Annotated in this window: 28 protein-coding genes and 1 tRNA gene; 7 read left to right on the top strand and 22 right to left on the bottom strand. The window is 70.6% G+C overall.

Going from position 1 to position 24,705, the window contains the following annotated elements:
- Both epsC and AC3WLZ_RS04870 read left to right on the top strand, forming a co-directional pair.
- Complete coding sequence (epsC, locus tag AC3WLZ_RS04875; RefSeq protein ID WP_412923965.1) at positions 1–570, top strand: serine O-acetyltransferase EpsC; 570 nt, start codon at positions 1–3, stop codon at positions 568–570.
- An 82-nt stretch (positions 571–652) separates the two neighbouring features.
- Entirely contained in the window at positions 653–2,056 is a 1,404-nt protein-coding gene (locus tag AC3WLZ_RS04870) for an amidase (protein WP_492469270.1), read from the top strand.
- A 23-nt stretch (positions 2,057–2,079) separates the two neighbouring features.
- Here the strand turns inward: AC3WLZ_RS04870 and prfA are convergent, their stop codons facing one another.
- The 12 genes from prfA to AC3WLZ_RS04810 all read right to left on the bottom strand — a co-directional run bounded on the left by prfA (position 2,080) and on the right by AC3WLZ_RS04810 (position 15,723).
- The gene (gene prfA, locus AC3WLZ_RS04865) at positions 2,080–3,156 is read right to left on the bottom strand and encodes a peptide chain release factor 1 (protein ID WP_412926108.1); all 1,077 of its coding nucleotides are present in this window, start codon (positions 3,154–3,156) and stop codon (positions 2,080–2,082) included.
- An 18-nt stretch (positions 3,157–3,174) separates the two neighbouring features.
- Positions 3,175–5,331, bottom strand: coding sequence for a transcription termination factor Rho (rho, locus tag AC3WLZ_RS04860; RefSeq protein ID WP_492469268.1), 2,157 nt, complete (start codon positions 5,329–5,331; stop codon positions 3,175–3,177).
- A gap of 153 nt (positions 5,332–5,484) precedes the next feature.
- Positions 5,485–6,417: a homoserine kinase gene (gene thrB, locus AC3WLZ_RS04855; RefSeq protein WP_492469267.1), complete on the bottom strand. Its 933-nt coding sequence runs from the start codon at positions 6,415–6,417 to the stop codon at positions 5,485–5,487.
- Positions 6,414–7,496 (bottom strand): threonine synthase, encoded by a 1,083-nt coding sequence (thrC, locus tag AC3WLZ_RS04850; protein ID WP_412923961.1) that lies wholly within the window; start codon positions 7,494–7,496, stop codon positions 6,414–6,416. The genes thrB and thrC overlap by 4 nt, the downstream gene beginning before the upstream one ends.
- A gap of 1 nt (position 7,497) precedes the next feature.
- Positions 7,498–8,829, bottom strand: coding sequence for a homoserine dehydrogenase (locus AC3WLZ_RS04845; RefSeq protein WP_492469266.1), 1,332 nt, complete (start codon positions 8,827–8,829; stop codon positions 7,498–7,500).
- Positions 8,826–10,274 (bottom strand): diaminopimelate decarboxylase, encoded by a 1,449-nt coding sequence (gene lysA, locus AC3WLZ_RS04840; RefSeq protein WP_492469265.1) that lies wholly within the window; start codon positions 10,272–10,274, stop codon positions 8,826–8,828. The genes AC3WLZ_RS04845 and lysA overlap by 4 nt, the downstream gene beginning before the upstream one ends.
- Before the next feature lie 179 nt (positions 10,275–10,453).
- On the bottom strand, positions 10,454–11,224 hold the full coding sequence (locus AC3WLZ_RS04835; protein WP_492469263.1) for an LmeA family phospholipid-binding protein: 771 nt from the start codon (positions 11,222–11,224) through the stop codon (positions 10,454–10,456).
- A gap of 2 nt (positions 11,225–11,226) precedes the next feature.
- On the bottom strand, positions 11,227–12,891 hold the full coding sequence (argS, locus tag AC3WLZ_RS04830; RefSeq protein WP_492469261.1) for an arginine--tRNA ligase: 1,665 nt from the start codon (positions 12,889–12,891) through the stop codon (positions 11,227–11,229).
- 40 nt (positions 12,892–12,931) lie between these two features.
- Entirely contained in the window at positions 12,932–13,741 is an 810-nt protein-coding gene (locus AC3WLZ_RS04825; protein ID WP_412923956.1) for a transglutaminase-like domain-containing protein, read from the bottom strand.
- A gap of 44 nt (positions 13,742–13,785) precedes the next feature.
- Entirely contained in the window at positions 13,786–14,307 is a 522-nt protein-coding gene (locus AC3WLZ_RS04820) for a hypothetical protein (protein WP_492469259.1), read from the bottom strand.
- Entirely contained in the window at positions 14,304–15,437 is a 1,134-nt protein-coding gene (locus AC3WLZ_RS04815) for a serine/threonine-protein kinase (RefSeq protein WP_492469257.1), read from the bottom strand. Before AC3WLZ_RS04815 ends, AC3WLZ_RS04820 begins: the two co-directional genes overlap by 4 nt.
- A 31-nt stretch (positions 15,438–15,468) precedes the next feature.
- Positions 15,469–15,723 (bottom strand): DUF6458 family protein, encoded by a 255-nt coding sequence (locus AC3WLZ_RS04810; RefSeq protein WP_412923953.1) that lies wholly within the window; start codon positions 15,721–15,723, stop codon positions 15,469–15,471.
- Between the two features lie 204 nt (positions 15,724–15,927).
- Here AC3WLZ_RS04810 and AC3WLZ_RS04805 point away from each other — a divergent pair, with 204 nt between their 5' ends.
- The 3 genes from AC3WLZ_RS04805 to AC3WLZ_RS04795 all read left to right on the top strand — a co-directional run bounded on the left by AC3WLZ_RS04805 (position 15,928) and on the right by AC3WLZ_RS04795 (position 17,833).
- Positions 15,928–16,092 (top strand): hypothetical protein, encoded by a 165-nt coding sequence (locus AC3WLZ_RS04805; RefSeq protein ID WP_412923952.1) that lies wholly within the window; start codon positions 15,928–15,930, stop codon positions 16,090–16,092.
- Positions 16,093–16,197: 105 nt separating this feature from the next.
- A complete protein-coding gene (locus tag AC3WLZ_RS04800) occupies positions 16,198–16,698 on the top strand; it encodes a hypothetical protein (RefSeq protein WP_492469255.1) in 501 nt (166 codons plus the stop codon).
- Between the two features lie 28 nt (positions 16,699–16,726).
- Positions 16,727–17,833 carry a fatty acid desaturase family protein gene (locus tag AC3WLZ_RS04795; protein ID WP_492469254.1) on the top strand — a complete coding sequence of 369 codons (1,107 nt, stop codon included), beginning with the start codon at positions 16,727–16,729 and terminating at the stop codon, positions 17,831–17,833.
- Positions 17,834–17,889: 56 nt separating this feature from the next.
- On the opposite strand, the gene AC3WLZ_RS04790 is transcribed toward AC3WLZ_RS04795, so the two are convergent.
- The 5 genes from AC3WLZ_RS04790 to AC3WLZ_RS04770 all read right to left on the bottom strand — a co-directional run bounded on the left by AC3WLZ_RS04790 (position 17,890) and on the right by AC3WLZ_RS04770 (position 19,279).
- Positions 17,890–18,177 carry a hypothetical protein gene (locus tag AC3WLZ_RS04790; protein WP_412923949.1) on the bottom strand — a complete coding sequence of 96 codons (288 nt, stop codon included), beginning with the start codon at positions 18,175–18,177 and terminating at the stop codon, positions 17,890–17,892.
- 122 nt (positions 18,178–18,299) lie between these two features.
- Positions 18,300–18,375, bottom strand: a tRNA-Arg gene (locus tag AC3WLZ_RS04785).
- Positions 18,376–18,453: 78 nt separating this feature from the next.
- On the bottom strand, positions 18,454–18,627 hold the full coding sequence (locus AC3WLZ_RS04780) for a hypothetical protein (protein WP_492469253.1): 174 nt from the start codon (positions 18,625–18,627) through the stop codon (positions 18,454–18,456).
- Between the two features lie 83 nt (positions 18,628–18,710).
- Positions 18,711–19,148, bottom strand: coding sequence for a hypothetical protein (locus AC3WLZ_RS04775; RefSeq protein WP_412923947.1), 438 nt, complete (start codon positions 19,146–19,148; stop codon positions 18,711–18,713).
- Positions 19,145–19,279: a hypothetical protein gene (locus AC3WLZ_RS04770; protein ID WP_492469252.1), complete on the bottom strand. Its 135-nt coding sequence runs from the start codon at positions 19,277–19,279 to the stop codon at positions 19,145–19,147. The genes AC3WLZ_RS04775 and AC3WLZ_RS04770 overlap by 4 nt, the downstream gene beginning before the upstream one ends.
- On the opposite strand from AC3WLZ_RS04770, the gene AC3WLZ_RS04765 reads away from it, so the two are divergent.
- Positions 19,278–19,670 (top strand): DUF5684 domain-containing protein, encoded by a 393-nt coding sequence (locus AC3WLZ_RS04765; RefSeq protein ID WP_412923945.1) that lies wholly within the window; start codon positions 19,278–19,280, stop codon positions 19,668–19,670. The two genes, AC3WLZ_RS04770 and AC3WLZ_RS04765, sit on opposite strands and share 2 nt — an antisense overlap.
- 12 nt (positions 19,671–19,682) lie before the next feature.
- On the opposite strand, the gene AC3WLZ_RS04760 is transcribed toward AC3WLZ_RS04765, so the two are convergent.
- The 5 genes from AC3WLZ_RS04760 to AC3WLZ_RS04740 all read right to left on the bottom strand — a co-directional run bounded on the left by AC3WLZ_RS04760 (position 19,683) and on the right by AC3WLZ_RS04740 (position 24,220).
- Positions 19,683–22,130: a bifunctional lysylphosphatidylglycerol flippase/synthetase MprF gene (locus AC3WLZ_RS04760; RefSeq protein ID WP_492469251.1), complete on the bottom strand. Its 2,448-nt coding sequence runs from the start codon at positions 22,128–22,130 to the stop codon at positions 19,683–19,685.
- Between the two features lie 243 nt (positions 22,131–22,373).
- On the bottom strand, positions 22,374–23,006 hold the full coding sequence (locus AC3WLZ_RS04755) for a hypothetical protein (RefSeq protein WP_492469250.1): 633 nt from the start codon (positions 23,004–23,006) through the stop codon (positions 22,374–22,376).
- Between the two features lie 55 nt (positions 23,007–23,061).
- A complete protein-coding gene (locus AC3WLZ_RS04750; protein WP_412923941.1) occupies positions 23,062–23,415 on the bottom strand; it encodes a hypothetical protein in 354 nt (117 codons plus the stop codon).
- 74 nt (positions 23,416–23,489) lie between these two features.
- Positions 23,490–23,669 (bottom strand): hypothetical protein, encoded by a 180-nt coding sequence (locus tag AC3WLZ_RS04745; RefSeq protein ID WP_076490945.1) that lies wholly within the window; start codon positions 23,667–23,669, stop codon positions 23,490–23,492.
- Positions 23,666–24,220, bottom strand: coding sequence for a MarR family winged helix-turn-helix transcriptional regulator (locus AC3WLZ_RS04740; RefSeq protein WP_492469249.1), 555 nt, complete (start codon positions 24,218–24,220; stop codon positions 23,666–23,668). Before AC3WLZ_RS04740 ends, AC3WLZ_RS04745 begins: the two co-directional genes overlap by 4 nt.
- Positions 24,221–24,335: 115 nt before the next feature.
- Here AC3WLZ_RS04740 and AC3WLZ_RS04735 point away from each other — a divergent pair, with 115 nt between their 5' ends.
- Positions 24,336–24,704 (top strand): DUF7882 family protein, encoded by a 369-nt coding sequence (locus AC3WLZ_RS04735; protein WP_412923939.1) that lies wholly within the window; start codon positions 24,336–24,338, stop codon positions 24,702–24,704.
- Position 24,705 lies beyond the last annotated feature (1 nt).

The raw sequence follows: 24,705 nt of genomic DNA, 5'->3' as shown, positions 1-24,705 counted from the left end.
GTGGGAGTGGTCTCCCGCATCCGCGAGGACGTCGCCGCGGCGAAGTTCCGCGATCCCGCCGCACGCGGCGGCCTCGAAATCGCCCTGCTCTATCCGGGTCTTCACGCCGTATGGACGTACCGCGTGGCTCACGGGCTGTGGGTGCGTGGCTTCCGTTTCCCGGCGCGGGCCATCTCGCAGATCGCGCGGTGGCTCACCGGCGTCGAGATCCACCCGGGCGCGACGATCGGGCGCCGGTTCTTCATCGACCACGGTATGGGCGTCGTCATCGGCGAGACGGCGGAGGTCGGCGACGACGTGATGCTGTACCACGGTGTCACCCTCGGCGGCCGACAGCGCGAGGGGGGCAAGCGCCACCCGACTCTGCAGGACGGGGTGGCTGTCGGGGCGGGCGCCAAGATCCTCGGTCCGATCACGATCGGCGCCCACAGCCTGGTCGGCGCGAACGCGGTCGTGACGCGCGACGCGCCGCCCGAGAGCGTCCTGGTGGGGGTTCCGGCCAAGCAGCGCTCACGACGCACCGACGAAGACACTCGGGCCCTGCTGACGGCACCGGAGTACTGGATCTGACGAGGCCGGAGCCCCGCACGGGCGACCCGCGGACGCCCACCCTCGCCGGCTCACGATGGCCGCAACACCGTAGGCTCGACACATGACGCGCCTGCACGACCTGTCGCTCGTGGCGCAGGGCGAGGAGCTCCGCGCGGGCGCGCTGGATCCTCGCGATCTCACCGAGCACTATCTCGCCCGGATCGCGCGACTCACCGATCTCGGAGCCTTCGCCGAGGTGACCCCGGATGCCGCCCGCCGTCGCGCTCACGACCTCACCGTCGCTCCGGAGCGTGGGCCGCTGTGGGGCGTGCCGCTCGCCGACAAGGACCTCGTCGCCCGCGCGGGCGTCCCCACGCGGTACGGCTCCCGGGCGCGCGCGCACCTCATACCCGAGGCCTCCGATCCTCTCGCCGCCGCCCTCGACGCCGCGGGAGCGATCAACGTCGGCAAGACGAGCACGTCCGAGTTCGGGCTGACCGGCTTCACCGAACCGCTCATCCACGGCCCGGCACGCGATCCGTGGCGCCTGTCGGCGGGAGCGGGAGGATCCAGCGGGGGCGCCGCCGTCGCGGTTGCGGCGGGACTCCTGCCCGCGGCGGTCGGATCGGACGGGGGCGGCTCCATCCGCATCCCGTCGGCCACGGTCGGCGTCGTCGGGCTCAAGCCGTCACGAGGACGCCTCCCGATCGGTTCGGGGTTCGACAGCCCCGACGGGCTCGCCGTGGCCGGACCGATCGCCCGCACCGTCCAGGACGCGGGACTCCTCCTCGACGCCCTCGTCGGCCTCGCCGCGTTCACGTACGCGACCGCGGCGCCCGGGGACGGTCCCTTCGTCACGGCCGCGCGCCCACCGTCCTCGGGCCTGCGGATCGGCGTCACGACCGTCTCGCCCTGGGATGACGACGAGAACATCGTGCTGGACGACGACGCCCGGACGGCCTTCGACACGGCCTCCGCGTGGCTGAGCGACGCGGGAAACGCGGTGGCGGGGGCCGACTGGCATCCGGTCGGCTATCCCGCCCTCTTTCGCGTGCTCTGGCGCGCCAGCGCCGCGCGGATCCCGCTGAGCACGTCAGACATGGCCCTCGTCGAACCGCTCACGGCATGGCTGGTCGAGGAGGGTCGCTCGCTCTCCGCCCCGGAATTGCTCGGCGGGCTCAGCGAGGCGCGGGCGTTCGAGCGGCGGACCATCGCCGACTTCGCGGCCTTCGACGCCGTCCTCACCCCCGCGCTCGCCCAGTCGCCGCGCCCGATCGGGTGGTACGCCGGGCATGACCCCGAGCGGACGTTCGCGATGCAGGTGGAGTACGCGCCCTACTCGAGCTTCGTCAACGTGGCGGGGCTTCCCGCCCTGACGCTGCCGGTGACGACGGATGCCGAAGGACACCCGGTGTCGGTGCAGCTGATCGGGCGTCCCGGCGGCGAAGCGTCCCTGTTGTCGCTCGGCGCCGAACTCGAGCGCCGGCGCGGCCCGCTCCCCCACCCGCCCGCCTGGGACGTCTGACCCCAGCGGCGGATGCCGCGGACTCAGCCCTCGGAGAGAGCGGCGAGCCGTGCCTCCTCATCGGCGGTGATCGCCGACTCGATGATCGGGCCGAGGGCGCCGTCCATCACCTGATCGAGGTTGTACGCCTTGTAGCCGGTGCGGTGATCGGCGATGCGGTTCTCGGGGAAGTTGTACGTGCGGATGCGCTCGGAGCGGTCCATCCCCCGGATCTGGGAACGTCGGGCGTCGGCGGCCTGCGCGTCGCGCTCCTCCTGCTGCTTGGCGAGCAGGCGGGCGCGCAGCACGCGCATCCCGGCCTCGCGGTTCTGCAGCTGGGACTTCTCGTTCTGCATCGACACGACGATGCCGGTCGGGACGTGCGTGATGCGCACGGCCGAGTCGGTGGTGTTGACCGACTGCCCACCAGGACCCGAGGAGCGGAACACGTCGATCTTCAGGTCGTTGGGGTCGATCGCGACCTCTTCCGGCTCGTCGACCTCGGGGAAGACGAGCACGCCGGTCGTCGACGTGTGGATGCGCCCCTGCGACTCGGTCGCCGGAACGCGCTGCACCCGGTGCACGCCGCCCTCGTACTTCAAGTGCGCCCACACGCCCTGCGCGGGGTCGCTCGACGAGCCCTTGATCGCGACCTGGACGTCCTTGTAGCCGCCCAGATCGGACTCGTTGCGCTCGAGGAGCTCGGTCTTCCACCCCATGGACGTCGCGTACTGGAGGTACATGCGCAGGAGGTCGGCCGCGAACAGCGCACTCTCCGCACCGCCCTCGCCCGCCTTGATCTCCATGATCACGTCACGCGCGTCGTCGGGGTCGCGCGGGATCAGCAGCCGCCGGAGCCGCTCCTGGCTCTCGTCCAGTCGCTGCTCGAGCGCGGGCACTTCCTCGGCGAACGCGGCATCTTCGCGCGCGAGTTCGCGCGCGGCATCCAGGTCGTCCGCCGCAGACTGCCACGCCTCGTAGGCGTGCACGATCCGGTTCAGCTCGGCGTAGCGCCGATTGACGCGTTTCGCGCGCGCCGCGTCGGCGTGCACCGCCGGGTCATTGAGCTCGAGCTCGACCTGCCGGTGCTCGTCGAGCAGCCCGCGGACGGACTCGAGGATGCCAGAGTCCGACACGACTCAGCGGATGCCGTTGTCGTGCCCGTTGTCTCCGCGCGCGGGGGCCGGGATCGACTTCTGCATCTGGACGAGGAACTCGACGTTGGACTGCGTCTCCTTCAGCTTGCCGAGCACGACCTCGAGAGCCTGCTGCGGGTCGAGACCCGCGAGGGCGCGACGCAGCTTCCAGGTGATCTTGACCTCGTCGGGCGAGAGCAGCATCTCTTCGCGACGCGTCGAGGACGCGTTGACGTCGACCGCAGGGAAGATGCGCTTGTCGGCGAGCTGGCGGTTCAGGCGCAACTCGCTGTTGCCGGTGCCCTTGAACTCCTCGAAGATCACGTCGTCCATCTTCGAGCCGGTCTCCACGAGAGCCGTCGCGAGGATCGTGAGCGATCCGCCGTTCTCGATGTTGCGCGCGGCGCCGAAGAAGCGCTTGGGCGGGTAGAGCGCCGAAGCGTCCACGCCGCCGGTCAGCACGCGGCCCGACGTCGGGGCCGACAGGTTGTACGCGCGGCCGAGGCGGGTGATCGAGTCGAGCAGCACGACGACATCGCGACCGAGCTCGACGAGGCGCTTCGCGCGCTCGATGGCGAGCTCGGCGACCGTCGTGTGGTCTTCGGCCGGGCGGTCGAACGTCGAGGCGATGACCTCGCCCTTCACCGTGCGCTGCATGTCGGTGACCTCTTCGGGGCGCTCGTCGACGAGCACGACCATGAGGTGGACCTCGGGGTTGTTCTGCGCGATCGCGTTGGCGATCTGCTGCAGCACGATCGTCTTGCCCGCCTTGGGGGGCGCGACGATGAGGCCGCGCTGACCCTTGCCGACGGGGGCGACGAGGTCGATGAGGCGCTGCGTGAGCTTCTCGGGAGCCGTCTCCATGCGGAGGCGTTCCTGCGGGTACAGCGGCGTCAACTTGCCGAACTCCACGCGCGCGGCGGCATCGTCGACCGACAGGCCGTTGATCGAGTCGACCTTGACCAGCGCGTTGTACTTCTGACGGCTGGACTGCTCGCCCTCGCGCGGCTGCTTGATGGAGCCGACGACGGCGTCGCCCTTGCGGAGGTTGTACTTCTTGACCTGTCCGAGCGAGACGTAGACGTCGCTCGGGCCGGGCAGGTAGCCGGTGGTGCGCACGAAGGCGTAGTTGTCGAGGACGTCGAGGATGCCGGCGATCGGGATCAGGACGTCGTCCTCACCGAGCTCGCTCTCGAACTCGTCGCCGGGCGTGGGCTGGCCACGACGCTTGTTGCGCTGACGGTTGCGGCCGTTCGCCTGGTTCTGCTGCTGCGCCTGCTGGCCGTTCTGCGCGGGGGCGTCAGCGGCTTCCTCGGGCTCGGTCGCAGGGGCGGCGGCGGGAGCCGCGTCGGCGTTGTCGGCACGGTTGCGGTTGCGGTTGCGCGACCGGCTGCGGCTGCGGCCGCGCGACGGCGTCTCGGCGGACTCGTCGGTGGCCTCGCCCTCGGCAGCCTCGCTCTCGGAACCGGATGCCGCCTCGGGGCCGGCGTCGGCGTCGGGGGTCTCGGTCGGAACCTCGGCGCTCTCGGCCTCGGGGGCGTCGGACGCCGTGTCCTCGGGGGCCTCGGCCGGGATCTCCGCGACCGGGGCCTCGGCGTCGGTCGGGACCTCGGTCGGCGCGGCGTCCGCGGGGGTCTCGGCCGGCGTCTCTTCGGCGGGGGCGCTCTTCGCCCGGCGCGGAGCGCGCTTGCGGGGAGCGCGGGCGGGCTTGGCGGGCGCCTCTTCGGCGGCGGCGTCCTCGGCGGCGGGGGCCGCGGCGGCGTCCTCGGCGGCGGGGGCCGCGGCGGCCTCCTCGGCCGCGGGCGCGATCGCGGCGGCATCGACCGTGTCGCTCGTCTCTTCGGCGACCGGCGTCTCAGCCTCCGCAGCGGCCGTCACTTCGGCGGCGGGGGCCTCGACCGGCGCCGCGGCGGACTCCTCCGCGGCGGGCTCGACGGCCGAAGCGGCCTGCTCGTCGCTCGACGGGGCCTGCTCGCCGGATGCGTCGGCCTCCGGCGTCTCGTCGACCACCGGCTCCTCCGCGGCCGGGGCGCCCTCGCCCTCCGCATCGACGGGTGTGTCGAACAGCGTGTCGTCAGCGGGAGCGGTCGACTGCTCCTCGGTGGGGATGTCCGCGCCCTCGGGCGCGTCGACGGACTGGGTCTCGGAGATGGACTCCACGAGTGCTCCTCAGAAATGAAACATGGTCAAATCGCGGGGTATCGCTGCAGAGCGCAGACGAAGCTCACACCAGCGGTTCGGGAGACTGCAGCCGAGACCGGGTTCGCAATTTGTTGCGGATTTCGCAGGGGTGCAGAGGCTCAGATTCGCGTGCTAAGCGGAACCCTCTACGGGCTTCACTGTACCACCCTTGACGTCGACGGCGAGCATGAGCGCCTGCCACGGGGTGTCGACGATGGATGCCGTCAAGTCCGCGGCGGCCACGCGCTGCCCCGGACCGTCGGCGAGCACGAGCACACTCGGTCCCGCTCCCGAGACCACAGCCGCGTAGCCCTCGGCCCGAAGCGCCCGCACGAGGCGGTCCGTCTCCGGCATGGCCTGCGCACGGTAGTTCTGGTGCAGCTTGTCCTCGGTCGCCGCCATGAGCAGCTCGGGGCTCTGGGTCATCGCCGCGATCAGCAGCGCCGATCGCGAGACGTTGAACACCGCGTCCTCGCGCGGGACCTGCAAGGGCTGCAGGCTGCGCGCCACCGCCGTCGACATCGTGAAGCTCGGCACGAGTACGAGCGGCGAGACACCGCGGTGCACGATGAGCTGCTTGTGCTGCGGGCCCGCGGCATCCATCCACGCGATCGTCAGACCGCCGAACAGGCCGGGGGCGACGTTGTCGGGGTGGCCCTCCATCTCGGTCGCGAGGCGGAGCAGGTCGACGTCGCTGAAATCGGCCTCGCCCTCCAACAACCCCTTCGCGGCCAGGATGCCGGCGACCACGGCCGCACCCGACGAGCCCATCCCCCGCCCGTGCGGGATGACGTTGTGCGCCACGAGGCGAAGCCCCGGCATCTCGCGCCCGACCGAGGCGTAGGTGTGCGCGATCGCACGGACCACGAGGTGAGAGGCGTCGCGGGGGACGTCGGCCGTCCCCTCGCCGGACACCTCGATCTCGAGGCGACCGGGCTCGAGCGCCTCGACCGTCAGCTCGTCGTAGACGCTCAGCGCGAGTCCGAGGGTGTCGAATCCCGGACCGAGGTTCGCGCTCGTCGCCGGCACGCGGACCGCGACGCGGCGCCCGAGGGCTGCGGTCACTCGGCCACCGGCTTCAGATCGAGGACCGAAGCGACCTCCGACGTGGTCGCGTCGACGACGGTCGGCTGCACCTCGGTGCCGTCGGCCTTGCGCAGCGCCCACTGCGGATCCTTCAGGCCGTGACCGGTGACGGTGAGCACGACCTTCGCCCCGGCGGGGATAAGGCCGGCCTCGGCGCGGTCGAGCAGGCCCGCGACGCTGATCGCCGAAGCGGGCTCGACGAACACGCCGACCTCGCCGGCGAGGATCTTCTGCGCCGCGAGGATGCGGTCGTCCTCGATGGCGCCGAACCAGCCGTCGGTGGCATCCCGCGCTTCGAGGGCGAGGTGCCACGACGCGGGGTTGCCGATCCGGATCGCGCTGGCGATCGTCTCGGGGTTCTTCACGACCTCGCCGCGCACGAGCGGGGCGGAGCCGGCCGCCTGGAAGCCGAACATGCGGGGGACGCGCGTGGCGACGCCGCGGTCGACTTCCTCGCGGTAGCCGCGCGAGTAGGCGGTGTAGTTGCCGGCGTTGCCGACGGGGATGAAGTGGAAGTCGGGGGCGTCGCCCAGCTGCTCGACGACCTCGTACGCCGCGGTCTTCTGGCCCTCGATGCGGTCGGGGTTGACCGAGTTGACCAGGTGCACCGGGTAGTGGTCGGCGAGCTCGCGCGCGATCTCGAGGCAGTCGTCGAAGTTGCCGCGGATCTGGATCAGGCGACCGTTGTGCGCGACGGCCTGGCTGAGCTTGCCCATCGCGATCTTGCCCTCGGGGACGAGCACCGCGGCCGTGATGCCGGCGTGGGCCGCGTAGGCGGCCGCCGAGGCGGAGGTGTTGCCCGTCGACGCGCAGATGACGGCCTTCGCCCCGTGCTCGACGGCCCGCGACAGGGCCACGGTCATGCCGCGGTCCTTGAACGAGCCCGTCGGGTTCATGCCCTCGAACTTGACGTAGACGTCGGCGCCCGTGCGGTGCGACAACGCGGGGGCCGGGATGAGAGGCGTCCCGCCCTCGCCGAGGGTCACGACGGTCGAGGCGTCGGTGACGCCCAGACGGTCGGCGTACTCGCGGAGGACTCCGCGCCAGACGTGTGCCATGTCAGTTCCCTTCCACACGCAGTACGGAGACCACGCGCTCGACGACGCCGCTCGCGGCGAGACGCTCGACGGTCTCGCTCAGGTCTTGCTCGCGGGCCTGATGTGTTCCGATGACCAGACGCGCCGATCCGCCTTCGGCGGGGTTCTCGGCATCCGGTTCGATGGTGGTCTGCTCGACGGTCGCGATCGACACGCGCCCCTCGCTCAGGATGCCGGCGACCGTCGCCAGCACGCCCGGCTGATCGTCGACCTCGAGCGTGATCTGGTAACGCGTGATGACGCGTCCGATCGGGACGGTGGGGAGGTTGGCGCGCGTGGACTCGCCGACGCCCACTCCCCCGGCGATGTGACGGCGCGCGGCCGAGACGACGTCGCCGAGGACCGCGGAGGCGGTCTGCACGCCGCCGGCGCCCGCGCCGTAGAACATCAGGTCACCGGCGGCCTCGGCCTGGACGAACACGGCGTTGTTCGCGCCGTGCACGCTCGCGAGGGGGTGGGAGCGCTCGACCAGCGCGGGGTACACGCGCACCGAGATCGACTCGCTCGACTCGCCGTCGGACGCCGGGAGACGCTCGCACACGGCGAGGAGCTTCACGACATACCCCGCGTGGCGGGCGGACTCGATGATCGCGGCGTCGATCTGGGTGATGCCCTCGCGGTGCACGGCATCCAGCGGGACGGTCGTGTGGAAGGCGAGGCTCGCGAGGATCGCGGCCTTCTGCGCGGCGTCGTAACCCTCGACGTCGGCGGTGGGGTCGGCCTCGGCGTACCCGAGCGCTTGCGCCTGGGCGAGGACCTCGCCGAAATCGGCGCCCTCGGTGTCCATCCGATCGAGGATGTAGTTCGTCGTGCCATTGACGATGCCCATGATGCGGACCACTCGGTCGCCGGCCAGGGAGTCGCGCAGGGGCCGGATGATCGGGATCGCGCCGGCGGCCGCGGCCTCGTAATAGACCTCGGCGCCCACCTGGTCGGCGGCTTCGAAGATCTCGGAACCGTGTGTGGCGAGCAGCGCCTTGTTCGCCGTGACGACGTCGGCCCCGGAGTTGATCGCCTGCAGCACCTGCGTGCGCGCCGGCTCGATCCCGCCCATCAGCTCGATGACGATGTCGGAGCCGTTGATGAGCGTCTCGGCATCCGTCGTGAACAGCTCGTGCGGCAGGTCGGTGTCGCGCTTGCCGTCGACGTTGCGGACGGCGATGCCCGCGAGTTCGAGGTTCGCCCCCGCGCGGTCGGCCAGTTCGGCGCGGTGCTTGAGCAGCAGGTCAGCGACCTGCGAGCCGACGGCACCCGCGCCCAGCAGCGCGACGCGCAGCGTGCGGTAGTCGGTCATTCGGTGTCTCCGTGGGATGGTGCGGCCGGGCCGCGGGACGAGGTGGCGGGGGATGCCGCGACGCCGACGTCGCGGGAGAGGAGGTCGTCGACGGTCTCGCCGCGGACGATGACGCGTGCCCGACCGTCGCGCACCGCGACGACGGGCGGCCGCGGCGTGTAGTTGTAGTTGCTCGCGAGGGAGAAGCAGTAGGCCCCGGTCGCGGGAACGGCGAGGAGGTCGCCCGGGGTGACGTCGCCGGGGAGGTACTCGGCATCCACGACGATGTCGCCGGACTCGCAGTGGTGACCGACGACGCGCGACAGCGCGGGGGTGACGGAACTGACGCGCGAGACGATGCGGGCGGAGAAGTCGGCGCCGTAGAGCGCGGGACGGGCGTTGTCGCTCATGCCGCCGTCGACGCTGACGTAGGTCCGCTCGAGCCCGTCGCCGATCGAGACCTTCTTGACCGTGCCGACCTCGTAGAGGGTCACGCCCGCCTGACCGACGATGACGCGTCCGGGCTCGCACGCGACATCGGGCATCGGGATGCCACGCACCTCGCACTCCGCGGCGATGGCGTCGAGGATGCCGTCGGCGATCTCCTCGATCGGGCGCGGATCGTCGACCGAGGTGTAGGAGATGCCGAATCCCCCGCCCACGTTGAGGACGGGGATGTCGCCGCCGGCCAGCAGGTCGGCGTGCAGGTCGACGAGGCGCGCGGCGGACTCGCGGAAGCCCGCCGAATCGAAGATCTGCGACCCGATGTGGGCGTGGAGTCCCACGAACCGGAGACTGGGCAGCTCACGGATCCGGGTCACGGCCTCCGCCGCCCCCTCCAGCGAGAAGCCGAACTTCTGGTCTTCGTGCGCCGTGGCCAGGAACGCGTGCGTCTCGGCGTGGACGCCGGTGCGCACGCGCACGAGAACGGACTGGACCACCCCGCGCCGCTCGGCGATCGCGGCGAGGCGCTCGATCTCGATCGCGCTGTCGACCACGACGGACCCGATCCCGACCTCGACCGCGCGCTCCAGCTCGCCGACGCTCTTGTTGTTGCCGTGGAATCCCAGACGGGCGGGGTCGGCGCCACCGGCGAGAGCGACCTCGAGCTCCCCGCGAGTGCAGACGTCGACGGCGAGACCCTCGTCGGTCACCCACCGCACGACCTCGGTCGAGAGGAACGCTTTGCCCGCGTAATACACGCGAGCGCGGATGCCGTGCCGCTCGGCGGCCGCACCGAAGGCGTCGCGGGCGCGCCGGGCGTGGGCGCGGACCTCGTCCTCGTCGAGCACGTACAGCGGGGTCCCGAAGCGGTCGCGCAGATCGAACGCCGACACCCCGCCGATCTCGACGGAACCGTCGCCGAGGCGCTGCGCCGACGAGGGCCAGACGGAGGCGACGAGCTCGTTCGCTTCGGCCGGGGCGGTGAGCCAGTCGGGCACGAGCGCGGAGTGCGAGGCGGACACGGAGGAACCAATCGGGTTTTGCGGCGACGCGACGGCCGCGGATCACGGCTCCTGCCCCCGCGGGGCGTCACGCGACAGGCAGTCCTTGCAGTCTAGGGCACGGCATATGCCGCCCCCGTCCCACCGCCGGCACGCTCCCGCCCACGACGGGGCTCAGCGACGAGACGCGCCCACGTGGATCAGCCGCACGTGCCGTTCTGCTGCAGCGCCGGATCGCTGATGATGCGCCCGTCGATGTCGAGCGTGGCCACCACGTCCGGGCCCTGGACGCTCACCGAGGTCAGCGTGAGGCCCGCGGGCAGGCGATCGGCGAAGCAGAGACTCCAGGTCCGGAGTACGCCGTCGGCCACACCCCCGACCTGACCGCGCAGGGTGTCGGCATCGACCCGGTTCCCGCCGAGTTCGAACGATGTCGGCGTGAGCGTGAGGTCACCCTCCGCCGCGCCGGGAGTGACCGAGATGCCCACCGGGATGGCGATGCCGAACACGGAGAGCTGCGTCGACAGGGTCAGATCGGGCGCCGCGGTGTCGACGGTGTCGGCCGGGAAGTCGGGGATCTGCGACAGAAGGCCGCGCAGCTGATCGGGATCGAGCCGCACGGAGGCCGAACCACCCGCCGCCGGGGCGTCGCCCGCGACGGGCACGTCCTGCAGGTCGACACGCACGTCGCCGGTCAACGGACCGAGCGCGACATCGGGCGCCGACACCGCGACCTCGCCGAGTCGCCCCGTCAGCAGCTGCGGGAGCACGATGCCCGGCACCTCGACATCGACCTGCTGATCGGCGGGAAGCCCGACCTGCTGCACGACGAGCGAGCGGACCGTGTTCACCACGGCGGATCGGGCGATCGCCTCGGCCGCCACCAGCAACGCCGCGATGACGACGACGATGATCGCGACGATCGCGATCGTCCGTCCTGTGCGGCGACGGGGGCGCGTGGCATCCGTCATGACTACATGCGCTCCGGAGCACCCACGCCGAGCAGCGTGAGGCCGTTGCGCAGGACCTGACCGGTCGCGTCGTTCAGCCACAGGCGCGTACGGTGCACCGCCTCGACCGGGGCGTCGCCGAGCGGGATGACACGGCAGTTGTCGTACCACCGGTGGTACAGGCCCGCCAGCTCCTCGAGGTAGCGCGCGACGCGATGCGGCTCGCGCACCTCGGCGGCGTACGCGACGACGCGGGGGTACTCCTGCAGAGCGCCGAGCAGCGCGGACTCGGTCTCGTGCTCGAGCAGCTCCGGCGCGAACTCCGACCGGTCGACGCCCGACTCGGCGGCGTTGCGCGCGACGTTGTGCGTGCGCGCGTGGGCGTACTGCACGTAGAACACGGGGTTGTCGTTGGTGCGCTTCTGCAGGATCTCGGGGTCGAGCGTGAGCGGCGAGTCCGCCGGATAGCGGGCCAGCGAATAGCGCAGCGCGTCGGTCCCGAGCCACTCCTGCAGATCGTCGAGCTCGATGATGTTGCCGGCGCGCTTGGACAGCCGCGCGCCGTTGATCGACACGAGCTGGCCGATGAGCACCTCGATGTCCTTGTCCGGGTCGTCACCGGCCGCACCGGCCAGCGCCTTCAGACGGTGGACGTAGCCGTGGTGGTCGGCACCCAGCAGGTAGATCTTGTGCGCGAAACCGCGGTCGCCCTTGTTGAGGTAGTACGCGGCATCCGCGGCGAAGTAGGTGTACTCCCCGTTGGAGCGACGGATGACGCGGTCTTTGTCGTCGCCGAAGTCGGTCGTGCGGACCCACACGGCGCCTTCGTCGTCGAACACGTGACCCTGTTCGCGGAGACGGTCGACCGCCTCGTCGACGAGGCTCGGCCGGCCGTCGACCCGCGCGTGCAGGGTGCGCTCGGAGAACCAGACGTCGAAGTGCACGTTGAAGCGTTCGAGCGAGGCCTGGATCTCTCCGAGCTGGAATCCGTAGGCCAGCTCCGTGGCGACGGTGATCTGCTCGTCCCGGTCGAGGTCGCGGATGTCGGGCTGCGTGGCCGCGACCCGCTCGGCGAGCGCCGCGATGTAGGCGCCGCCGTAACCGTCGTCGGGGGTCGGTTCACCGTGGAGGGCCGCGACGACCGAGCGACCGAAGCGCTCCATCTGGGCGCCGGCGTCGTTGATGTAGAACTCACGAACCAGCGTCGCGCCGCTGGCGAGCAGCACGCGGGCGATCGCATCACCGAGCGCGGCCCAGCGCGTGTGGCCGATGTGCAGCGGACCGGTCGGGTTGGCGCTGACGAACTCGAGGTTGATCGTGTTGCCGCGCTGCGAGTCGTTGGTGCCGAACGCTGCGCCCTGCTCGACGATGGTCTTCGCCAGGGCGCCGGCGGCTGCGGCATCCAGCCGGATATTGATGAAACCGGGGCCGGCGACCTCGACGCTGGCGATGCCATCGACGCTCTGGAGGCCCGCCGCGATCTCGGCCGCGAACTCGCGCGGGTTCGCCCCGACGATCTTCGACAGCTTCAGTGCCGCGTTCGACGCCCAGTCGCCGTGGTCACGGTTCTTGGGCCGCTCCAGGGACAGGTCGGCGGCGGTGAGCCCGGCCGACGACCCCTCGCGTCGCGCCTCGGCGAGCGGGGCGATGACGGCGAGCAGGGCGGCGGAGAGGGCTGCGGGATCCATAACCCTGCAATTCTAGGCGAGGCGCGAGGCCGCACCCTGTTCAGCCGATCTGCACCAGGGTCTCGTGGTCGTCGGGGGTGATGGCATCCGGGACCTCGTCCTCCAGGACCGCGTCGACGTACATGCGCTCGAGGCCCACGTAACCACCGTGGTAGCTGAGGAAGGCGCAGTCGGCGGCGTCACGTCCCGTGGCGATCCGCACCAGCGATCGACGGTCGGACAGGCGGGTCGCGTCGATGACGTACCAGGCACCGTCGAGGTAGGCCTCGGCGACGGCGTGGAAGTCCATGGGTTCCAGGCCGGGCGCGTAGCAGGCGGCGTAACGGGCCGGCATGTCCATGGCGCGAAGCAGGGCGATCACCACGTGGGCGTAATCGCGGCAGACGCCTTGGCCGGTCATCAGCGTCGTCACGGCACTGTCGGTGCCGAGGCTCAGTCCTGGGGTGTAGGTCACGCTGGATGCCACGAAGCTCGAGACGGCGGCGATGAGGTCCGCACCGGCGAGCCCTCGGAACTGCCGACGCGCCTGCGCGAACACCTCGTCGGACTGGCAATAGCGACTGGGGCGCAGGTAGGTGATCGTCTCCAGGTCGCTCGTGTGCAGCGTCGGAGATGCACCCGCGACGACGGCCTCGTACCTCACGGAGAGCGGGCCCTGCTCACCGGAAAGGCGGTGCAGGCGGCTGCCGGACTGGTCGACGATCTCGGTCGGGGTGTAGACGCGATCGCCGCTGGAGAACGTCAGATGCTCGCTCGCGAGCGGCACTCCCTGGGCAGCGGTGATCTGCAAAATGAGATCGACGGACGACCCCAGATCGAGGTCGAGTTCAGCGGTCACTCGGCGCGGCACCGGGCAATCCTCGCACGGCGCAAGAGGGCCGGGGCGCGCCTCGCTCAACCGTCCTTCTTGCCGGGTCCGCCGGGGGGCTGGGAGCCGTCGCCCTTACCCTTCCCACTGTTCCCCTTTCCGTCCTCGCCCTTGTCGGAGTTTCCCGGTCCCTCGTCCGCCGGCTCCGTCTGGGTGGGCGGATCCTCGACCGTCTCGGGCTGGTCGTCGACCGCGCTCGGGGTCGGCTCCGGAGTGTCCGGCGTCACGGGCTCGGGGCTCTGCTCAGCCGTCGGCTCCGGATCGGGGACGAGACCGGACAGATCGGCACGGACGACCGCGATGCGAGCGAGAATCGCCTCCGCCTCGGCGGCCGACACCGTCCCCGCGTCGCGCTGCGCGAGAACGTCCGCCTCGAGCTGGTCGAGAGTCGTGGAGGCGGAGGCGTAGTCACCGCCGGACGCCTGGCTCGCGAGTGTCTGGACGACGCCCTGCCAGGGAGTCGGCTCGGCCGCTGTGGGCGCACAGCCGGTCAGGACGAGCGCGGCCGCGAACGCGAGGGAGGTGGCGGTGGTCCCGCGCCGGCTCACGGTCCCACTTCCTTCCAGAGGTCGTCGACGTGCTGATCGAGGGGCGCCGGCAGGGACGGCAGCGCGGGATCCGAGGCGGGGGCGGAAGTGCTCAGTCCGATCGCGGCGGCGACCCCTCCCCCCGCGAGCAGCAGGGCGATCACGGCCGCGATGATCAGCGCGCGCCGGCGACCCGCCCGGCGCGGCGGGTCAACGGGAGCGAGGACCCGCGTGCGGGTGACTTCCTCGGATGCCGGGCCGTCGACCAGTGCCGCACCGCCGAGCGGAGTGGGCGGCAGCGCATCGCCGCGCAGCGCGCGGAATTCAGCGCCGAGCGCGGCGGCATCCGGCCTCTCCGCCGGATCGATCGCGGTCATGCGCGCCAAGAGCACACGCCACGGCGCAGGAAGGTCCTCGGGGACGTCCGGCGGCGAGATGAGGCGAGCGGCGAGCGCCTCGTGGGGCGTGCGCCCGCCGAACGCACGACGCCCCGTCAGAGCCTCGAGCAGAACCAGCCCGAGCGCGTACACATCGCTGGCCGGAGCCGCCGGCATCCCCCGCGCCTGCTCCGGGCTGAGGTAGGCCGCGGTGCCGATCACGGTGTCGGCGCGGGTGAGGCGGGTCGCGCCGACGAGAGCGGCGATTCCAAAGTCGGCGAGCGTCGCCCGGGCGCGTTCGCCCGTGTGAGCGGGCGGCCTCAGGAGGATGTTCGACGGCTTCACGTCACGGTGCACGATTCCGCGGGCGTGCACCACCGCGAGCGCTTCGGCGATCTCCCGTCCGTGGCGGGCGGCGTCGGCGGCGGGAAGCGGTCCGCGCGCGATGAGGTCGGCGAGCGTCGGGCCCGCGATCAACTCCATCGCGAGGTACGTGGGTGACGATGCCAGGCGCGCGTCGTACAGCGTGACCAGCGAGGGATGCGACAGCGAGGCGAGCAGCCGGATCTCGGAGCGCACGCGCGCGGCATCCGCCGGATCCGCACCGTCGCCGGTGATCACTTTCAGTGCGACGGTGCGGCCGAGCGACGTGTCGACCGCCTCGTACACGCGCGCGTACCCGCCCTCGCCCAGGACCCGTCCGAGCCGGTAGCGCCCGTCGAAGAGGTGGGAGGTGGAGGAATCGAACGGTTGGGTGGTTTCGGTGTCGGTCATGCGGGTCCTGGCGGTAAGGCCCCCGGGGTTGTCAGACGATGTCGTCGTTCGACGAGCGCGTGGTCGATCGTGTCACCTGCGCGCCGCCGGCTCCCTCGGTGCGGGTCACGGTGTCGGTCTGCCGACGGCGCGCCAACAGCACCACACCGATGATGAAGACGATCGCTCCCGCGCCCATCATGATGTAGCCGATGGTCGTCAGATCGACATAGTCGTTCGGGAGGTCCACGGCGAAAGCGAGGATGGCGCCGATGACGATCAGCGCGATTCCGGCTCCGATACTCATGTCAGTCCTTTCGGGAGGGTGAGGACAGGATGACACTCACCCGCGGACTGTGCCGCGGGTCTTGACAACGGCGCCGGCACCGGGGCGGATCCGGACACCCGCGACCTGTCGCTTTCCGTCCGGAAGAGCCTCCCCGGGCCGCGAAACGAACCCCGAGGTCGTGGGGGCCAGGTCACGGGGAGTGTCCGGCGTACAGTCGCGAACATGTGGACCGTACTCATCATTCTTCTCGTCGCGTGGGCGGTGCTCTCGATCGTGGGGTTCGCGTTCGAAGGATTGCTCTGGCTGGGGATCATCGGGATTGTGCTGTTCGTCGGCACCGTGATCTTCGGGCTCGTACGCCGTAGCGTCGCCCGGCGCGCCTCCTAGTTCCGCGCCCCGCGGCCCCCGCCGCACAGGTCGGCGCCCACTCACGCGCGACGCCTTCTGTCAATGGTCGTGCGCTCCCGTTGCTCGCGGACGTCTGCTGTCGCCATGACCGTCGACACGCCGGCTTCGAGCCGGACACGCACCCCCTCCCCCGCCACACCAGCGGACGGTTCGTCGCCCAGCGCCGACCTCGGACTCAGCTCCGTCCTCACCGGCTCATTGCCGCCCACGCTCGGCACGCCCGGCGCCCCGGAGCGGTACCAGGTCGACGCCGTCTTCCGGCGCCGCCCCCTCCCCGAAGAGGTCGACGCGATCATGTCCGCGGAGCCGCACGACGCGCTCCGGGCCGCCGGATACCCCGGAGTCACCCTCCGCGTGACCGATCGACGGCTCGAGATCGGCAACTCGAACCTTGAAGAGTTAGAGAACGGCCTCGCCACCGTGCTCGCCGACCTCCTCGCGGGAATCTCCGGGCGCGTCCGGCAAGCGCAGTCCGCGGCGTTCGACCGCGCCGCAGCCGCTGCCGACATCGAGCACACACGAGCCGAGGACGTCATCCAGCGAGCCGGCCGCATCGCTTTCGACCCCACTCCCGCGTCGGACTGACCTGGACCCCGCCTCACCCGGTCGCATCATGAACGAGTACCGCACGACGACCCCCCGGACTTCCGCGATCGGACGCTCCGCCGGAAGCGACTTCACCGAACTCGCGAGGACCATCCGCGAGCTCGGTCTCCTGCGCCGGCGACACGGGTATTACTGGACCAAGATCCTCGGGCTCCCCGTGATACTCGGCGTCACCCTCGCGGCCTTCGCCCTCATCAGGGAGACGTGGTGGCAGCTTTTCACGGCCGCGTTCCTCGGCATCCTGTTCACCCAGATCGCCTTCCTCGGACACGACGCCGCCCACCGGCAGATCTTCACGTCGGGCAAGTGGAACGACTGGATCAGCCTGATCCTGGGCGATCTGCTCGTGGGGATGAGCTACGGGTGGTGGCAGCACAAGCACACCCGGCACCACGCGCGTCCGAACACGATGGGAGCCGATCCCGACATCGAGCTCCCCGTCATCGTCGTCGCTCCGGGCGGCGCCCCGTCACGGCATCCCGCACTGGCGTGGGTGCGGGCGCACCAGGGCCTGTTCTTCTTCCCGATCCTCCTGCTGGAGGGGCTCTCGCTGCACGCGTCCGGCGTTCGCGAGGTGTTCTCGCGCGGCAAGCTCGCCCGGCGCTGGGTCGAGATCGTCTTCCTGACGGTCCGGCTCGCCGGTCTGCCCGTGCTGGTGTTCCTGACGCTGTCGCCCGGGATCGGCTTCGCCTTCCTCGGCGTGCAGCTCGGCGTCTTCGGCTTCTGCATGGGGATGTCGTTCGCCCCGAATCACAAGGGGATGCCAATCCTGCCGGAGAACGCACGAATCGACTTCCTGCGCCGCCAGGTGACGACCAGCCGCAACGTCGTCGGCACCCGGCTGCTCGACGTGGCGATGGGCGGTCTCAATTACCAGATCGAGCACCACCTGTTCCCGAGCATGCCTCGACCGCATCTACGGCGGGCAGCCCCGATCGTCTCCGCCTACTGCCGCGAGCACGGGGTGCCGTACACGCAGACCGGGCTGTTCGCGTCCTACGCCATCGTCGTCCGCTACATCAACCGCGTCGGGCTGGGGGAACGCGACGTCTTCACGTGCCCGCTCGTCGACCAGCGCATCCGCCCGCCGATGCCCGACGCGGCAGCCGGTTAGCGGCGGGCGCGACGCTCACGCGGCGCGCAGGACTCCCCCCACACGGCCCCCTCGGCTCACGCGGCGTAGTGGACGGAGACCGCGCCCGAGCCGAACGGCGCATCGCTGTCACCGTCGTCTCGCGCATCGAACTCGACGGTGGCGGTGGTGATGACGACGGCGGTGTGAACGGTGAAGAGGACGCTCGCGACCCGGTTACCCACCACCATGATGTCGACGAAACCGCCCCCGTCGACCACGGCCCGGACGATGCTCCGCTTCAGCTCGGTGATGTTCTCGCTCTGGGCAAGCGCGAGCGTGCTGTCATTGATCTCGGCACAAGCGCGTTCCATCGTCTCAGACATGGCGCTGAACCTAGGCCGCGCGTCGGCGATCGCGGGCGGGGGTTGCGCTCGGCGACGAATCGACTCGCTTCAACGAGCAAGGGGCCGCAAGGTCTGTAAGACCCGCGACCCCTTCTCTTTACTGGTGCCCCCGACAGGAATCGAACCTGCGACCTTTGGTACCGGAAACCAACGCTCTATCCCCTGAGCTACGGAGGCGGACCGGTCAAGGTTAGCACCGCGAGGCTGGCGACCCCGACCCCGCCGGCGGCCTGCCGGGCCGGCATCCCGTCGGGCTCATTCCTCGCCGACGACTCCGATGCCCGTCGCCTGGTGGTCGGCGTTCGGGTCATCGCCGGAGGGAGCCTTCGACTGCTCGTCCACGTCGTTCGTCTGGCTGGGCGCCACCGTCTGGTCGTCGCCGAGGTCTTCGGCGTCGCTGCCAGAGGCGCTGTTCTGCGGATCGCTCATGGATCATCCCTTCGTACGCGGACACCCAGCCTGGCAAAGCCAGGCGTCCGGATGCAGAGGGTTGACCCGCGGCCCGCGAGGCCTCAGCGTCGGCCCACCCACGCGCGGAGGCGGGCGCCGAGCGGCCTCGTCAGGGACAGCGAGCGACCGTTCGCCGAAACCGTCAGGCGATCACCCTGCTCCACGGCCTCTCCACGCACGTATGCGGCCCCGACGGCGACGTACGTCTCGAGCAGCATCGACGCCTCGGCGCGCGTGGACGTGGCGTCGTCGAGTCGGACGCGATGGCCGGAGTCCACCCGCACGGAGAACCACCGCGTCCCGGGGGTGGACACGACCGCCCATCGCTCACCCGCAGACAACCGCACGAACGCGTCGCCGTCCGAGAGTCCGGTCTCCGGCGACAGGTCGGCGTGAGCGGCGACGACGCCCTCGAGCGTGGCCAGCGCCTCCGCGGCGGTGACGAAGTCGGCCCGCCCCGCGCTCAGCCCGCCCCACTCGAACTTGCGGTCGGGGGTCATGGCATCCCCGGGGCGACGGCGGTGAACGGCATGACGCGAGCGTAACGCGCCGAGCTCGATGGGGTCGGGGCGACGGATGCGGCGAAGTCGGGCCCGAACAATACCGAGCGTGCCTCTACGATGAGCGGCATGCTCGCCTCCTCGCCGAACAACATCTTCGACCAGACCTCGATCTTCGCCCTGAACACGACGAACTCTTTCCTCGCGTTCGTGGTGTACGTGCTCGTGGTGATCGCCCTGTGGCGCGTGTTCACGAAGGCCGGGTATCCCGGCTGGCTCGCGATCATCCCCATCGTCAACGCGATCTTCGTCGTCAAGGTCGCGGGCTTCTCGGGATGGATGACGTTGCTCTACCTCATCCCGATCGTCAACATCGTCTTCCACATCATCGTCTCGATCCGACTCGGACGGGCCTTCGGCCACGGATGGTTCTTCTCGCTCCTGTTGCTGGTCATCTTCTGGATCATCGGGTATCTCATCGTCGGCTTCAGCGGCGACAAGTATCGCCCCGAGCGGATCTGATCCCCTCGCCCGTCATCTGACCGACGTCTTGGTCGTACGCGCGGAGGCGCGCAGCCCCGCGGCGATGCGTGCCGCGCGTGCGACGGTCAGCCCGGGCGCGTAGCACCGCATCAGGGCGAGTCCGATGGACGGCAGCTGCGCGGGGTCCGGGTAGACCATCCACATCGGGGTGAACTCCGGCTGGAACTTCTTCTTGAAGTTCGCCAGCGACCGGAAGCCGTAAGCGGGCTCCAGCAGGGCACTGAGCTGGCGGAGGAAGCGCTCCACGGGATCCCGCTCGGCATCCGGACCGTCTCGATGAAAGGCGAGCGGCGAGCCCGACAGGCTGAGGATCGAGAACCCGTCGGCGCGCAGACGCTCCACGACGGCGCCGATCACGAACTCCATCACGCCGTTCATTGCGTCGTGGCGGCGACGCATCACGTCGAGCGCGTACCCCTGGACTCGGGATGCCGCACGCACGGGGAGCCAGCTGGTCACCGCCACCACGCGTTCCTGCGCGTCGCGCGCGACCATGAGGCGCACCGCCGGATCTGCCATCTGCTCGACTCCACCGAGCGTGAATTCCATCTCGGGGATCGTCTTGTCGGCGACCCACGACTCGGAGATCTCACGGATCTGGGTGCGATCGCGGAACGACAGGTCCGCCCACGTCGTCCATTCGGCGCGTACGCCCTCTCTCGCCGCGCGGTGGGTCGCCGTGCGGACGTCCTGACGCTTCTTGCCGGCGGGTGTCCACGTCGCCGGGTCCAGCCTCGCCTCTTCAGCGACCTGGGTCCGGCTCCAGCCCAGCGCATCGAGGGCGGCGCTCTCGGAACCGTCGACGCTGTAGAAGACGGCGGTCCAGCCGCGCTCCCCGCAGAAATCGACGAAGGCGGGGGCGACGCTCGGGTCCGAGCGGTCGCGGCCGAAGGCGCCGCCGAGCGTCACGGCGATGCGGCCGCGGACGCGGTAGGCGATCGCGGCATCGACATCGGGCGCGAACCAGTACCCGTTGCCCGCCCAGGTCGTCATGAAGGACAGAGTCCCACCACCTCCGCGCTCGAGCACGGCGCGCGCCCGCGCACGGTCGCCGCTGTTGGCCGTCGATCCCGGACTGAGGACGAACCGCACGGAGGCGAAGGCGCACACGGTCCAGAAGACCGCGGACGGCAGATACCAAAGCGCCTGCGCCCAGCCCGTGGTCGGCACGAAGGCGATCGCTTCCGAGGGGAGGAGGGACGGCGGGAGGAGACGCAGCGCAGTGGCGTGGAGGATCGCCTCGAGTCCGGGCTCGGGGCTGAAGTGACGCGAGAACGCCATCGTGCCGGCGAACGCCGTCACGATGCTCCCCACACCGGCGAGACCGACGGTCCCCAGGAAGAGCGATCGTGCCCCCGGAGCGGAACCGATCCGCGCCGCCCGACGGAAGACGAAGAGCGTCACGGCGACGGCGAGCGGCACCGACGCACCCACCGCCACCCCGACCAGGATCTGCCACACCGCCGACGTCGCGTCCGCGTCACGGCTGAGCGCGAGCGTCGCCAAAGTGTCGGGTTCGGTGACGGCGAAGACGTAGGCCATCCCCGCGAACACGAGCAGGTTCACGGCGATGGCGATGCCGAGGGCCCCGCGACGCCCCCGCAGGATGCCCCAGGATGCCACGAGCAGCACGATGAGGGGGAGGGCGGCGATCCACCCCGCGAGCGGCTGCAGCGGACCGAAAGACCACCCGTCGGCCGGGCACGCGAGCAGCGTGGACCCGGCGACGCATACCTGCCCGTCTACGACCGTGAGCGGGTCGTAGGACAGCCATCCGTACACGGACAGCAGACCGGCACCGCTCCCCCACAGCGTGGCGACCATCGGACCGATGGCGGTCACGGCGGTCAGCGCTGCCAGGAGCACCCTTGTCTCGTGGTGGGAGCTGCGCTGGACGCGCAAAGTCACCGGACGACCGCCCGACAGGACGCCGAGGCCCAGACCGATCGGAAGCGCGATGAGCGTATAGAGGTCACTGGCCGACGCGGAGTAGAGGAACAGTGTCAACGCGAGCGCCGTACTGGCCCACCGCACACGCCGGCGCCACAGGGCGCCCACGAAGCCGCTCGCGGTCATCGCCACGACGAGCAGCGCGGCGATGGGAGGTGCCCCGGTGAACACCTCGGAGTTCAACGGGAGACCGGGCAGGAAGGCGCTCTCGACGGCACCGATCGCCAGCCCGGCGACAGAGGTCGCCAGGCCTCCCCCGAGGAAGGCCACGAGAACGCGGCGCGCGCCCATCACCCGTTCCGCGAGGCCCCCGGTGAGGAGGACGGCGAGCAGCACGACGGGGAGCAGCAGGGGCTGCTCGACCGTGAACACACTTCGCGCCAGTTCACGGACGTCGAACGGGCCGTCCCCGACGAACACGCTCCCTCGAAGCTGCACGAGACTGACCACCAGGATGGCCGCGGCGAGCGCGATGCTCGCGCGCGGCATCCGTGTCCTGTTCGGGGAGGCGGACGACGCCTCGGCGCGAGGGGATTCCGGCGGGCGGGGCGGAGAGGCCTCGACGACGTGTGGGGGCGAAGGGACGACGGTCGGTGGCATGGGGCTCCGATCGGGTGAGCATCGATCGCGAGAAACGATCCGACGACTCATCGTCTCTTCGACGCCGGCCGGTCGTCATCCACCCCGGGGTGTATCCGCCCCCGCTGACCGGCGGGGGCTCATCGACGGGCGTCAGGAGGAGCGGAACACCTCGACGCTGTCGGGGCGGTCGGTCGCGGCCGCGATGAGCGCGACGACGCCGAGTCCGAGGGTGGGAGCGAGCATGCCGAGCCAGCCGATGGCACCCGCCGCGACCAGGACGCCCTGGTCAGCGCCGGCGGCGCCAAGCGCAACCCACACTCCCTGCACCAGGACGGCGCAGCCCACGCTGATGCCGAGCGCCCACAGGGGTGCCCAGCGCCAGCGCGCGGGGACGGCACCCAGGCGGGCGATTTGTGTCGCCGCGACCGCCCCGGCGGCGACCGAGACGGCCGACGCGGTCAGGCTGACGGCGAACGCGGTCCACGCGGTCGAAGGTTGCGCCGAGATCACCTGCACCGGGGCGAGGGCGTAAGAGAGATTCACCGTCAGCGGCGCGAGCGCCAGCACGACGAGGGCAGAGACTCCCAGTGGTCGGCGGGCGACGACGCTCCCCGCACGGCTGAAGCCGATCGCGAAGACCAGGATGCCGAGGGCCCACAGCACGTCGATGAGGATCTGCTGCACGACCGATGCCCCGATGATCCGCGCACCAGCGAGGCCGAGGAGGCCGCAGACGCCGAGGAGGATTCCGCCCACCCGCCACGTCACGCTCCGCCTGCCCATCACTCCACCCTAAGGGGGAGCGTCTGAAGCGCTCAGGGGGCGTGTCGGGAGGGCGTCAGGCCTGCGTCGGCTGGTCGAAGTCCCAATCGACCGGCTCATCGTCGCCGTCGGGCTCGGGCTCGACGATGCGGAGGGCCGAGCGTGGGAAGAGCCGATGATTGCGCAGGTCCTCCGACCACGCCGCGAAGTCCGGCTCCTCGCCCGACCAGTCCACCGGAGCCGACAGCACGTCGTTTCCGACGCCGATGACGAGCTCCGCCTGCCCGACCTTCTTGTCCTCCGTCACGATCGGGATGCTGACGGCCTCAGCCTGACCCTCTTTCGCGACGGCGGCGGTCAACTCGATGAGCGACGCGGCGACGTCATCGGTCGTGATCACGGTTTCTCCGGCATACGTCACGCATCTCATGGGTTCTAGCGTGCGGCGGGACGTGTGCGGGGAGGACCGGGTTGCACGGCCTCGGCCCGTGAGATACGGGCGCGTCAGTCGCGCCGCTGCGCGGAGCGGAACATCGCGGCATCCAGTTCGAACCAGACGGCACGCACGGTGTCGAATTCGGCGAACCGCTCGGGAGCCGGTTCGTCGAGGCTGAGGCGGTATCCCCGCGGAAGGTCATCCACGTGCTGTCCGTCGCGCGGGCCGCCGACGAGCACGTAGATCACGGTGACGCGTGCGATCCGGCGTCGACCGCGACGCCGTCGACAGCATCGCTCATCCGGTGGAGGAAGTTGACGACGATCTGGGACTCCTCGGCCGACATGTCGATCACAGCGGCGAGCATCCGGTCGTGCATGTTGCCCAGCGTCTGGCGGACTTCGGCGTGTGCGCGGTCGGTCGCCTGCACGAAGATGCTTCGGCGATCGTCCGGGTTCGCCACCCGAGTGATGTGTCCGGACCGCTCGAGACGATCCAGGATCGCCGTGGTCGAGGCCGTGGAGAGTCCGAGATAGCGGGTCAGCTCCCCCGGTCGCACCTGACGACCGGGTTCGCGGAGGAGGAATCGGAGGACGAGTAGTTCGTTCTCACCCATCGACATCGACTCGCGCGTGCGACGGCGCATGGCGAGTTCAGCCGCTCGGTAGACGCGGAGCGCCTCGAGCACCGCCTTGCTGCGCACACGCCGATCGGCGGGCTCGTCGCCGTACCAATAGGTGCCCGAGTCGCGGTCTCCGCCGGGAGAAAGGCTCTGCGACACCGCGCGCGTATCCGTCATGGTGTTCGCCCCTTGCTGTCGATTTCGAAATCATACATCGAAACAAATAGTTCGACAAACTAGTTACTAACCGAGTATGTTCTTCATACAGCTAAGCCAGCGAAGGGAGTTCCTCATGGGTCACCTCTATTACGGCACGACGCCGGAGCCGATGCGCATTCCGGACCGCCTGCTCGCCCACCTGAAAGTGGTGGTCGCGACCAAGCTCCGCCGCAACGAGAGCTTCACACTGAGCTGGACGCACGTCGACGGCACCCCCGGTCGTTCCACCCTCTGGCTGCAGCCCGCCATTGCTCTGCGCTTCGTCTTCGACAGCGCCGAGCCTGAGCAGCTCAATGCACAGACCCTGAAGGAGATGGCCGACATGGCCAATTCCTCCGCCGGTCTCGTCGTCGCCCTGGACGCGGTGATCCCGGAAGCCTCGGTGCCCGCGCGCACCCCCGCCCCCGCGGCCCGCCGCGCGACTCTCCGATCGGCTGCCTGAC

Source organism: Microbacterium sp. FW305-3-2-15-F-LB2 (genome assembly GCF_058787255.1).
Note: the sequence above shows the minus strand (reverse complement) of the source record. Positions and strands in the feature narration are given on the sequence as shown.